Source organism: Massilia terrae (assembly GCF_024753145.1).
Taxonomy (GTDB): Bacteria; Pseudomonadota; Gammaproteobacteria; order Burkholderiales; family Burkholderiaceae_D; genus Telluria; species Telluria terrae.
Genome location: NZ_JANUGU010000010.1, coordinates 34641 through 47265, shown reverse-complemented (window position 1 = coordinate 47265; position 12625 = coordinate 34641). Strand labels below are relative to the sequence as shown.

Sequence of the window (12625 nt, the reverse complement as noted above, 5' to 3'; positions counted from 1 at the left end):
CGTCCGTAAGCTCTGCCGCGAGAGGCGGGTTTCGCGTCGATAGTAGACCCACACCGCAGCAGTTCGCGTATTAAGATGAGGGCCTGTTCGCAGACGGACTGATGCCATGGCCCAAGCACTTCTTCCCGAAGACCTTTGGTCGCTCATAGCAACTCATCTCCCGACCCATCGCAAATCGCCGAAAGGCGGACGGCCACGTCTCGACGATCGCGCGACCCTGACCGGGATTTTGTTTGTGCTGAAGACCGGGATACCGTGGGAATATTTGCCGCGCGAACTCGGCTGCGGCAGTGGAATGACTTGTTGGCGCCGGCTCCACGAATGGATGAAAGCTGGCGTTTGGCAGCGAGTCCACGAGGCGGTGCTCCGACGGCTGCGCGAGTATGACCAGATCATGTGGGATCGAGCCAACGTCGACGCTGCAAGCGTGCCAGCACCGGCCGGTGGCGAGCATACTGGCCGAAATCCGACCGATCGTGGCAAGCTCGGCTGCAAACACCATGTGCTCGTGGATCAACGTGGGTTGCCGCTGGTAGCCCAGATCTCAGGCGCTCATGTGCACGACTCGCGTTTTCTTATCCCACTCGTAGAAGCCATCCCAGCTGTTAAGGGACTTTGCGGCCGTGCGCGTAAGCGTCCAGGTAAGCTGCACGCTGATCGAGCATACGCTTCACGAGTACATCGCGTTTGGCTGCGTCAACGAGGTATTGCAGCACGTATCGCGCGATACGGCGTGGATTCGCGTGAAAGACTCGGCCGATGGCGTTGGGTAGTTGAGCGCACGTTAGGATGGCTACACCGCTTTCGCAGACTGCGCATTCGGCACGAGCGGAGAGCAGACATTCATCAGGCGTTCCTTTCACTCGCTTGCTCGCTCATCTGTTGGCGATATGTCGAGAGGTTTTGTTAGGCGTTCTTAGGCCTATGTTCTCGCTGGTTATATGTCGCGACAACGAAATCCACGAAAGCGATTGCTGACGCGACAGCCAGTCTTGCATGCCTCGGCTGAAGTCCCCGATGTTGCCCATCGCGGCCATGTCCCGTCCCATAGAGGCCTCGCAGCTGAGCAAGATTGTTAGTCAGTTGCGTAAGGTTGCGCAATACGAGGCGGATGTTGTCGGCACCCTTGGTCTCATCGGTTATACCCTCGGGAACCAAATGAAGCTCCTTTGTCAGCTTCTTGGTGAGCTCCCCAAGATCCTCCGACTTCGTAAACGGGATGTTGCGCCTAGTGAGGATGGTCTTGCAGCACGTCTCTACGAGCTCCTTCGCTGTACCGATGGCTAGAGCAGGATCACGTTCTACCGCGCTCTCAAGGCGTTCTATTTCCATTGCCATCCAGCCAGCATCTAATGCGTCCGCGACCGTCCGGCCTCGAGATACAGATCGATCGGCATTCTTCGGAATGCGCCGGTACCAGTACCGAGGTCTTCCAGCGATTCTCTCCTCCTCGAACAATTCCCACTTGCATTGGCGCAACTGGTCGTTAAACTGCGTCACCAGCTTCTTTACTTCGTCCTGCTCCTGTCGAACAACCGGGTGAACTACTTCGCAAAGGAAGCGAAGGAACATGTCTGCCGGACCATCGATGAGCTGAAAACGCTCGTCGTCGTACACCCAGTCACGCTCCCAATCATCGTTGTTGATGCGATGCTGCCAAATATCTCCTGCAGCGTCCTTGAATCTGCTATCCCCTGAGGGAAGCGTCTGGAGATCGTATAGCCTGCCCAAGAAATCTACGTCGTCGAGCCGACCGCTCCAGTCAACGTTTTCAAGACGCATACCATCAAAAATGTTGATTCGCGCTTGACGCGGTAGGGAAAACTCCTGGACACGCCAGTCGTGGCTCGTAACCTTCGCTGGCACGAGCTTTGCCGCGTAAGAGTGCTGATTGTCGTGCTCAAGGACGATCCGGAATTTTTCACTGATCTGTTCCTCTAGGACAGTCCGGCTTGTTCCGAGACGCGAGAATTCGGCGACGGGGAGCGCAAAGTAGACATCCCAAAACTCCGTTCCGCCGTTCCAGTTGTCGTACCCCGTCTGTTCTGCCTGTGCAGAATACTCGCGTACGATTTTCGCAGCATCGTGCTGTGCGTCCGCCTGCAACATGGCGTGAGCGGTTGCCAGCAATTGTTCCAAGTCTTCTTTGTCCACGTTTCACCTTACGCCACAGAACTGCGATGGGTCTCAACCCTCCATGTCCTGCGCGAAAATTAGTAATATATCCAGTCTGGACCAAATGCTATCTTCCTAACTAGTGCAGCAGTCGACCCGAAGCGCGCGTTCATGCTCTTCCTTGAATTTGCGATATGCGCCGGGTCGTCGTCGTTTTGGGACGTCCAAAACTGGCCCATAGTAAATTGTGCTGAGATCTATTTCTCGCTGTCTGTCTTTCACCATAGGAAGCTAGACCAAGAGCGATCCCTCGACTGCTTTAGGTACAGGACGGGCTAAGTTGCTATATTAGCTGTTGCGGCCAAATTAGCTGTACAGCTAACTTGGCCACAAACCCTAGCTGAGAGCCAAATAACTATATCGCGTGTCCGCTAGGTATCGCCATGGAAGAGCTATCGCTGCGAGAGAGTCCGTTTTGAATCGAACAAAGAGATGTCTGCATCGAAAAGTCGCTTCGTTGCCACAACCGATTTCTCTTCGCATACGGCAAACTGATGCGCGAATCTGATTCTATAGTCCTTTCGGTACCTCTCTATCTCGGCGGACAAGAAACCTCTATTCTTAATGCTGTCGCTCTCGGGCATCGTTACCTCAAACGTTACCTAAAACCATGGTCGTGTTGAACAACGGAGTACTTTATCAAGAAAGGAAGAACGGCGACGCCAGTGGTCGGGGCGAGACCCACGCAGTCTCGCGCGCGCTCATGCTCGCAGCATCAAATATGTCTGGCATATGACGTATCTGGTTAGCATCCATAAGTCCTAAAGAAGCTGGCTAGCGAAACGTCGGCTTATGGCCCAGGCCGTGTAAAAACGTTGGGTAAGGTAAACGGGATCGGCCGGGTAAACGTTGAGTTAATATCTCATCGATATGGATGCCCCATGAAGCGTTTTATCGAAGGCCAGGATCGCGGGCAAGGTTCGCTGCTTCCCGAGCATCTGGACGACTACGTGGACGAGGAGAATCCGGTGCGCGTGGTCGACATCTTTGTCGATGAGCTCGATCTTGCCAGGCTTGGATTCGGACGTGTGCAGCCGGCAAAAACAGGCCGCCCGGCATATCACCCAACCGTGCTTATCAAGCTCTACATTTATGGCTACCTCAATCGCATCCAGTCGAGCCGCCGGCTCGAGCGCGAAGCCCAGCGCAATGTGGAGCTGATGTGGCTGACGCGGCGCTTGAGCCCCGACTACAAGACGATCGCCAACTTCCGCAAGGACAACGGCAAGGCCATCCGCAATGTGTGCCGCCAGTTCGTGGTCGTGTGCCAGCAGCTGGATCTGTTTTCGGACGCGGTCGTGGCGATCGATGGCAGCAAGTTCAAGGCCGTTAACAGCAGTGATCGGAACTTCACCGATGCCAAGCTCAAGCGCAGGATGCAGGAGATCGAGGCGAACATCGGCCGTTACCTGGCCGAGCTCGACACGGCCGACCGCCAGGAGCCTGGCGCCGCCCAATCGAAAAGCGTGCGTCTCAACGACAAGATCGCGGCATTGAAATCCCAGTTGGGCGCGCTTAAGCAGATCGAGGCCAGGCTGGAAGAGACGGGCGAGACGCAGATTTTCTTGAGCGATCCGGATTCGCGCTCGATGATGACGCGCGGTAGCGGCATGGTCGGCTACAACGTGCAGACGGCCGTCGACGCCAAACACCACCTGATCGTCGAGCACGAGGTGACGAACAATGGCAGCGACCGCGACCAGTTGTCCGGCATGGCCGGCAAGGCGCGCACCGCGATCGGCACCCCGACCATGACCGCGATCGCCGACCGCGGCTACTTCAAGGGTGAGGAAATCCTGGCCTGTCGGGAAGCTGGTATCACTGCCCTAGTGCCGAATACGAAGACGTCCAACGCCAAGGCCGACGGCCTATTCAACAAGGCCGATTTCATCTACGACCGGGACAAGAACGAATACCGCTGTCCAGCCGGCCAATCGCTAATCTATCGCTTTACGACCATCGAAAACGGGATGACGAATCGCCGGTACTGGAGCTCGAACTGCAAGGGTTGCGCGCTCAAGGACCGCTGCACGCCGAGCCAGAATAGACGGGTGACCCGCTGGGAGCATCAGGACGTGCTCGACGAGATGCAGGCCCGCCTCGACGAAAATCCCGACGTGATGCGCATCCGTCGCTCGTCAGCTGAGCATCCGTACGGCACGATCAAGGCCCGGATGGGCGCCACGCACTTCCTGACGAAAGGACTGGAACGCGTGAAGACCGAGATGAGCCTGCATGTTCTGGCCTATAACTTCCGACGTTTGCTGGCACTGCTGGGCATGGCGGACATGATAAAGGCGATCAGGGCTTACGCCCGAATTTTGCGCCGATATGCAACCGTTTGGGACGCGATGTTGCTGGCTCTGTCGAAAAGGTCGACCGCAATTTTCGCAAGTCTGCGAGGCGCCACAGCGCGCTTCTCAATTGGCCTTGGCTACTTTGCAGGCGCCCTCAATCCGTAGTTTTGTGTTTTTCCACAGCCTGGACTAGGAGCGGCCGTTGCCAGGCTCATCCATGGTAGTCGATGTCGCTGCATGTCCCGTCTATATCTTGAACAAGGTCGACAGGTGGCTTTTGAGAGAGAGAAGTACTTTCGTGGCATACGCAGAGTGAAAGAAGGGCCCCCAGAACCGGCACAAACAGGATCATCGCGCCCTGCGCCACAAATTGATGCGTTTCGTACAGTTCTGAGACATATATCTTGCGTATGGCATAGGCATCCAGGCAAAGGGTCGCTGTGCCTAAAGCCAGTAGTATCCAAGCTGCCATGGTCATCTAGCTCACCTTCTGCTTAACGAGCCCCTGTCAGGTCGCGGAGCTATTAGATTAGCACAGTGCGAGATAGCTGCTTTGAGGTTTGGGATTGATCGTTCAGGCCGCAGGAACCTCAAGCCGCAAGTAAAGTGCGACTTAGTTGAGCGGCTTAAACTGAACGCATGACCCGTCAGTAGAAAGGAGGCTTCGGACTAGACCAACAGTGCTGAAGCTTGCAGTCGGCCCTTTGAGCACGCCAACGCTGGTCAGTGCCATCATTTACGGTTGTTGTGGCCGAGCACGTGCTGCCCAACGTTAGGCCGATGTCACCGCCCGTGATGACGGCGGCCAAGCATGACTAGGCCGTTGCGCTCGTCCAGCTCGACATCTCAAGTGAGCACCACTGGCGCGCACGTCCCTGATGCGTTGCGAACGGTCGGTCACTTGTCGTAAACTTTTCCTAATGCGCTCAAAGGGCTTCGCATGTCTTGCCGACAGTCTCTTTGGAGACAGCGCATGTTCCGGCGCGCTCCGCGGATGCAAAGTGAGACCTATGCCAACAGATTACTTTGTTGCTGATGACCTCCACGGTTTTTCCCTAGACGCGATTTTGGCTCGCGCGCACGCGCGAGGCAAGCTGTTTGTTTGCTTGTTTGCTAATGGACTGGAAGACGGCGGGGGTTCAACAGAATGCAAGCCGCCACCGCAGCCGCTCAGATGGCGCGGCGCGCGAGCGCAGAGGTCGTCGGGGCCCGTGCAGCGCTCGTGGATCTGTTTGAGCGCAAATCCATTGCCGCAGCACTTTCAACAACGAAGGCCTTCTCGTGTGTATTTCTCGTACGAAATAAACAATTGTTCAACGATTCCTATATCTGGAACAAACACAAGTCCACAGATAGCAAGAAGACCTTTTATCACAACATGAAGCCTGTCCCAGAAGAAGGCAGCTACCGAAATTCCGGCTAGCCACACCAGACACAATAACAGCAGACGCAATCGATAGCGGAGATACTGATTTCTTGACATCTTCGGCGGAGGTGGAAAGTGTTTGAAGAGCATGACGTTGTTCCTATTGAGGACATATTACCCAAGGGCTCACAAATGATCCGGCCAATGCGCCCGTCGCAAAGGCGCCCTTTACAAGGACCGAGGTGGCGACAGAAGTCATTGCCGCGGCCGTGTAAGCGTTAGCCGCCAAGTTCGTACCAGCATAGGCGGCGGCCTGGCCCCAAGAGAGGCCACCGATGAGGGGCGCAACGCCGCCGGCTGATAAAGTCACCATAGGGTTTGCGCCCGGTATATTCGTCCAACTTGGAGAAGCTGCGTCCATTGTCGTGTTGTAGTTGTCCATGACCCTTTTCAGGTAGCTCTTGTTCGTATTAGTACACCTCGAATCGAAAAATGAAATCGGCGCGGGCCGTGGTTGCACTTGCCGCGGCTGGGGCAGCGGCGGAGGAGACGCAGCCGGTGAAGGCGGTGGAGGCGGTGGAGGCGGCGGCCGCTTTGCCGTAATCGTGACTGTTTGGATCGGTTCCTCATCTCGCCCATCAGGATCAACATACCCAAAGGGATTCTGGCGTGCATATCCGAATCGATTAAAGCCGTCGCCGGTGTTCGCATCCGTCGTCACCGGATCAATGCTCAAGAACCGTCCCGCCACCGGATCATAGTACCGCTGCTGCATGTACGTCAGCCCCGTATCGGCGTCGTTCACGTGGCCCGTGAACCCGATGTCCGGTGTTGCGCCCGACGAGACATACCCGTAAGGCTCATAAGTCGTGCGGCTGATCAGGTTGCCCGAGGCGTCGGTGCGTGCCACTGGACTGCCCAAGGCATCGGTATGAATATAGGTCACGCTGCTGCTTGACGGCTGCGTGGTCGTCATCGTCTCCGAATACGTCGCGGTGCCGCCACTACCGGACGCGGTCCAGGTGCAGCTCGACGGGTAGCCCACCCAGGCCGACGATGGCGTGATCGAACGCGAACCGCTGACCGCTACCGACTCGTTCACGCTATAACCGGTGCCCGAGGCGGTGCAAACGTGCGTCAACGAAGTCGCGTTGGTCGTACTCCAGCTTTGCGTAACAGTCTGCCCCGCCACAAGCGCAGGCGTCGAGACACTGATCGTCGGCTGCGGCGTCGGCGCAGTCGTCGTCATCGTCTCGCTGTAGGTCGTGGTGCCGCCGCTGCCGGTCGCGGTCCAGGTGCAGCTCGATGGGTAGCCCACCCAGGCCGACGATGGGGTGATCGAACGCGAACCGTTCACTGCGACTGACTCGTTGACGTTATAGCCGGTGCCCGAGGCAGTGCACACGTGTGTCAGCGAGGTAGCATTTGTCGTGTTCCAGCTTTGGGTAACAGTCTGTCCGGCCACTAGCGCAGGCGTCGAAACACTGATGGTCGGCTGCGGTGTCCCGGCTGCCGTTGTCATCGTCTCGTTATAGGTCGTGGTTCCGCCGGGCCCGGTCGCAGTCCAGGTGCAGCTAGACGGGTAGCCGACCCAGGCTGACGATGGCGTGATCGAACGCGAACTGTTCACCGCGAGCGACTCGTTCACGTTGTAGCCGGTGCCGGCAGCAGTACACACGTGCGTCAGCGAGGTCGCATTGGACGTGGTCCAGCTTTGCGTGACAGTCTGCCCGGCCACCAGCGCGGGCGTCGAGACACTGATGGTCGGCTTCGCGACGACAGTCACTGTCGTATTGGTGGTGCCACCGAACCTGAAGTTGTACTCCCAAAGCATGCCCCAGTCGAACAGGTAGCTGCCTCCTGTGGTGGGGGCGGTGACCTGGAAGTTGAAGGTCGTGCTGGACCCTGGGGCCACCGTGGAAACCGGCATTTCGACCCGCTTTAGGCCCCATGTAAGGTTATCATCCGGACTGGTCGAACCAAGACGATAACCGCTAGCCTGGCTCCAGGTTACGTTACCCGTGTTTTGCAGGGTCACCGATACGTTATAGGTGGAACCGGGATTCATCGAGGCTGGAATGCTTAGCCCCGTAATCTGCGCGTTGTACACCGGAGTTGGCTGCGAAACCGTCACAGCAAGATTTACTTGACTACCGAACCGTTCCCAGCCTTCCGCCAACATTCCCCAAGTAAAGTAATAAGTGCCGGCCGTCGAAGGTGCCGTCACCTGGAATGAGAAGGTCCACATGTCGCCGGGATAAACAACGGCACCATTCAGGAGAACTCGATTGAGGCCCCAAGTGTAGCTATCGTCAGCATTTGCGAGCCGATAGGGATATACCGTGTCTTCAGACCACGTCGTATCACCTGTGTTTTTCATCGTCACCGAAACCGTATAGCTACTGCCTGCCTGCATGCTGGTTGGCACGGAATAACTAACAACGGACGCCTGGTTGCCACTTCCGGGAGGTGGAACCGGCGGCGCAACCGGCGTGGTCTGGGCGCTGGCCAGCCTGCTCAAGAAGATCAGCGAAATCAGCAGACCGATCAGCAAGGCAGCATGCAATGTCCGACTCAGGTGGCTATAAGCACGCGCGCTCGTGCGCATCAGTAATCGCATGGCGAAGGCACTCATTATTTAACCTCCGCAATCACGTGATTATCGAGATAGATAAATTTGGTTGGCGATGCAGTACCGGCGGTTGTGTATAACAATTGACCCACCCGACTGTAGACCTGCACCCGAGTTTGTCCGTCGGTACCTACAACAGTTGAGCGACGCCCCCATCCGTCGTAGGTGTAAGTCGCGCGACCTGGCGCTGCGGACATGCGGTTTCCGAGGTCGAAGGTATAGCTTTGAGCACCACGGGTCGTAATATTGCCTCGGGCATCATATTGATAAGCAAAGTTAAAGGCTGCCGGTCCGTTCGTAGTACTACTTAAAAGGTTCGTGGTTGGATCGAAATTGTGATTGAGCGTACGTGCCGAGGATCCAGTGGTAATGGTGGTCGAGGTAAGATTGTCCAGGCCATCGTAGGTATAGCTTGCCGTTCCCCACATGCTCGGTGCGCTGACCGTCTTGAGCCGATCCAGCCCGTCATAAAGCATGGTCCGAGTAGACAAGCTTTGAAGCTGGTCGCTAATTCCCGAAACGTTAGCGTTCTCGTCATAGGTATATTGGTCCTTGATGACGTTTGTGTCCGTGACCAAGCCCGGTAAGCCGCGCGCGTTCTGGGTCGTCGAATGGGCGATGCCATTACCATAGGTAAAGGTCGCGACAGCCCCGTTCGGATAGCGAGTGATTCCGGTAGCATAGGTACCGACCTGGGTTGGCTCACCCAGGGCGTTGGGTGCGTATGTCACCTTCAGACCATCCACCGGATAAGTCAGTTGGGACACTGAACCGTTCGCGTCGTATTGGCGGTCGATGTTGTAGGTAGCGCTGCCATATACGAGGCTTTCGCGTTCGTTCAGCCGGCGCTTGTTGTAGGTGTAGGTCCAGACAGCTCCGTTGGATGAGACCGTGTAGGGCAACCCGTCGCCGGTGTAGTTGATCGAGATCGATGGGCTATTGTCACCATACGTCGTCGAGGTAAGCTGATTAACGGCGTTGTAGCCATAAGTTATTTTGCTCGCGGCGGGAACCGAACTTGTATCGCAACTGGTAGTCGACAGGAGATTCTGTCCCGGTGCACGCCACTGGACATTATTCGCCCCATCATAATCTTGGATCGTGGCCTTGGTTTCCGGCTCGATCGTCTTGCACAAGCGCTGATACCCGTCGTAGACATAATTCTTCGTCTCGGTTTTCGTCCCGTCCGTGCGGGTGATCGAAAGCGCCTTGCCGAATACATCTCTGGAAATATTGACGTTAACGTTTTCTTCGGACTGGATCGACGTGATCGCATCGGTTACCGGTTGATCAAACGCCTGATAGCCATACGCCGTATGGTGGCTGCGGTTATCGGTATGGCTGCTCTGGAAACCGCTATTGTATGAATACGAAGAAGTGAGCGTACCGAGCTCGCTATCGCTGCTAACCGTCAGCGGGCGGGACAAGGCATCGAAGGTAGATGCAACACCAGTCGTGGTGGATGCCGCACTGCGCTGAGGATAGGACTCGAATGTCGTGTTCCCGTTGAAATCATATTGGTATTTGACGATGCGACGGGTTCCAGCGGAATTGTTCGCGTCCCAGCGATCAGTGTAGACGGGTCTCCAAAACCCATCATAGTGGTACACCGTGTGCCCGGTGCCGGTCACGATTTCCTGTTGCCAGTGGCCGGCCGCCAGATCGTTATATGCAGTGGACGCCTTCGAGAAAGTGACCGTCGTCGGGCTCCACGCGACAGTATCTGCGGATGGATACGTAATCGAAGTGAGACGTCCTAGGGCATCATAGCCGTACCCAAATACGCTGCCGGCCGCGTTGGTAAAGGACGTGATCAATCCAATGTTATTAACGACGGCACTCTCCGCAGTACCATTCGGATAACTGATATTTTGCGGGATGCCGCGTTTGTAGTTTGTGTACGTCGTGACGTAGTTGTTGCCATCTTGCTTGGTATATAGGGTCCCATCCGCGTTATAGGCGAAGGTCTGGTCGAGATGACCAAAATGGCTCACAGACTTCAGCGTCGCAGTCGAAGGGTCATAGGTGTTCGACACCATTGTTACGCTCAGTGCTGGCACGGAAACTGAAGCGGTCTGGCTAAGCACATACTTCGCAAGATTGTCTGAGTACGCGATGCTTTCCGTGCGTGAATACCCAAGCGTACTGGATCGTGTCACATTCACCGGACGTGGCAGACTGATGGTCGTGTCCCAAGCGTTTACTTGCCAGGTGAAGTTCGTGCCCTGCTGGGTGAACGTGGTTTTTTCGAGGGGCCTATGGCGCTGTAGTTGGTCACTATCGCCCGCTGACGAAACATTCGAATAGCCCGCGGTGTCTGGGTACGGGCCGCTTCCTGCGGCACGATATTGATTGCTTTTGGTCTGGAGCGCACTTGAACCATTCCACCCGACATCGACTTGCTGAAGTAGCCCTTCAGATTCGCCATAGCGATTGCCATAGGTATATACAGTCACATTCCCAGCCGGGTCCGTCACGTTCACGGATTTAGTACTTTTACAGGTCGTGCAATCAGACCAGCTCGCATCTTGCGTAGCGTCGCTGTAGGCATAGCTCCAGCTCATACTCGGCAAGCCTGGCCCGGTGATCAATTTTTGTGTCAGTGAATTTGAGAAGAAATATTTTGGCGTAACCGGGACCTGATATCCGTCGGCCGTCATATTGCACTGTTTGAGAACGTTTGATCGGCCATGCAGCGTCGGAGTAACCGTAAAAGTGCCGACCGCCCCCGATGGATGAACCATGCTGCCCGTTTTAGGGCCGCTGGAAAAATTGTATCCCTCGCAACTTGGCCCTCCGCTCGTCAATACGTCGCCTATCAACGTATCGGTATTTGCAAAGCTCCAGCTCGAGCTATCTGGCAGTACTACGCTGTCGAGGCTAACGAAGCCTGTATTATGGTAGTTGTATGTCCATGACCTTGTGCCATCAGAGACACTGGCAATGGCAGCCGCACTTCCGGTAACAGCGCTGTTGTAGGTAAAAGTCAGCTGCCGTCCGTCAGAGGCAGTGATCGATAGCAAATTACCCGGATTGGTCGTATCGTAAGTGTAGGTAACGTAATTTCCGAAACGGTCCGTGATCTTGGTGGGAAGGAGCCAGACCTCTTTCCGTTGCAACAGAATACTCCCTGACACATTCGGAACTGACGGTTCACCGCCGGGCGCCGGCCCGCTCCCCACGGTGGAAGATTGCGAAGTTGCCCCTCCCGTTGGTGCCGAGAGACCGCTGGTCTGGGACTTTCTCAAGCCTAATGCTGGAAACGAAACGATCTGGTCAAAGCGATATTGTGTTCCGTCTGGCGCCACCGCAAGGAAGCCTTCTCCCTGCGTGCTGTCATTCGCGAGGGTCGAGAGACAGCTTAATGACCAAGATTTTGCGGTAACAACCGGATAGCTCGCCACCGCCCCTGGCGCGACGGTATTATTCTGCGAACGTTGTAGAAGTAATTGATCCCCAACACCGGGGATATACATGAAATTACCCTGCCAGTACTCCTCAGGATCCCAAGCACCTATATTGTTTGTACCGGATACGCTCGGCGGTGGCCCGAAGTTCGAGCATCGCGCACCCGTGCTGTATGGTGACTGCCACCCCAATTTATACGAGAACATTCCGTGCAGATGCGGAATTTCGAGGTCCCAGAAACCAAAAGCTCTAGAACCGCGATTGTCGACCCCAGCAAGAAGCCTGCGCCCTGCCATGACCTTCAGCGAGTTGTTCCCCGGCAGGTCGACATCAATCTGGACGAACTGCAGACTACCGTTATAAAGGTTGGACTGATCCCCAAACAGGTCTGCGCCAATTTTTGCAACTGCATTGGGGGCTTTAATCCGGCTGGACAATTCCAAAAAACTCGTGGTGTCGGATTGGGCAAGGCTTTTGTCAGCGAATGTTAATAAGCATGCCATCGCCATCCATTTCGCATAATTCGCTCTGCCGTTTAATTTAGATATTGTTGCTTTACTAGGTTTGGCGATTTTTTTCTTCATATTTATTCCCAGTTGACAAAAGCAAATCGGAGTCTGAAAGCCGCACTGTTCCCTGAACTTAATATTTCTAGTATGCACTAGTTGCATCCAAGAAAAAATCGCAAATAATCTGAACCTAGCAGTTCTGCTAGGGATACCCATTTGGTATATAAATGCGTAGCCC

General features: G+C 55.5%; 6 protein-coding genes and 1 pseudogene. 3 read left to right on the top strand and 4 right to left on the bottom strand.

The window, feature by feature from the left end; translation table 11 throughout:
* Positions 1–106: 106 nt before the first annotated feature.
* Positions 107–910, top strand: a complete 804-nt coding sequence (locus tag NX778_RS22235) for an IS5 family transposase (RefSeq protein ID WP_258813992.1) — start codon at positions 107–109, stop codon at positions 908–910.
* Here the strand turns inward: NX778_RS22235 and NX778_RS22230 are convergent.
* Entirely contained in the window at positions 907–2154 is a 1248-nt protein-coding gene (locus tag NX778_RS22230; protein ID WP_258813991.1) for an abortive infection family protein, read from the bottom strand. The genes NX778_RS22235 and NX778_RS22230 overlap by 4 nt on opposite strands.
* A 902-nt stretch (positions 2155–3056) precedes the next feature.
* Here NX778_RS22230 and NX778_RS22225 point away from each other — a divergent pair.
* A pseudogene (locus tag NX778_RS22225) lies at positions 3057–4484 on the top strand (IS1182 family transposase); the annotation flags it as partial.
* 199 nt (positions 4485–4683) lie between these two features.
* Here the strand turns inward: NX778_RS22225 and NX778_RS22220 are convergent.
* Positions 4684–4950, bottom strand: a complete 267-nt coding sequence (locus NX778_RS22220) for a hypothetical protein (RefSeq protein WP_258813990.1) — start codon at positions 4948–4950, stop codon at positions 4684–4686.
* A gap of 669 nt (positions 4951–5619) precedes the next feature.
* Between NX778_RS22220 and NX778_RS22215 the strand changes: the two genes are divergently transcribed.
* Positions 5620–5895, top strand: coding sequence for a hypothetical protein (locus NX778_RS22215; protein ID WP_258813989.1), 276 nt, complete (start codon positions 5620–5622; stop codon positions 5893–5895).
* Positions 5896–5998: 103 nt separating this feature from the next.
* On the opposite strand, the gene NX778_RS22210 is transcribed toward NX778_RS22215, so the two are convergent.
* On the bottom strand, positions 5999–8473 hold the full coding sequence (locus NX778_RS22210) for an RHS repeat-associated core domain-containing protein (protein ID WP_258813988.1): 2475 nt from the start codon (positions 8471–8473) through the stop codon (positions 5999–6001).
* Positions 8473–12462 (bottom strand): RHS repeat domain-containing protein, encoded by a 3990-nt coding sequence (locus NX778_RS22205; RefSeq protein ID WP_258813987.1) that lies wholly within the window; start codon positions 12460–12462, stop codon positions 8473–8475. Before NX778_RS22205 ends, NX778_RS22210 begins: the two co-directional genes overlap by 1 nt.
* Between the last annotated feature and the right edge of the window lie 163 nt (positions 12463–12625).

Bases quoted from the DNA above. Each gene is read 5' to 3' on its own strand.
- NX778_RS22235 (WP_258813992.1), top strand. From the start codon at position 107: ATGGCCCAAGCACTTCTTCCCGAAGACCTTTGGTCGCTCATAGCAACT.
- NX778_RS22220 (WP_258813990.1), bottom strand. From the start codon at position 4,950: ATGACCATGGCAGCTTGGATACTACTGGCTTTAGGCACAGCGACCCTT.
- NX778_RS22215 (WP_258813989.1), top strand. From the start codon at position 5,620: ATGCAAGCCGCCACCGCAGCCGCTCAGATGGCGCGGCGCGCGAGCGCA.
- NX778_RS22210 (WP_258813988.1), bottom strand. From the start codon at position 8,473: ATGAGTGCCTTCGCCATGCGATTACTGATGCGCACGAGCGCGCGTGCT.
- NX778_RS22205 (WP_258813987.1), bottom strand. From the start codon at position 12,462: ATGAAGAAAAAAATCGCCAAACCTAGTAAAGCAACAATATCTAAATTA.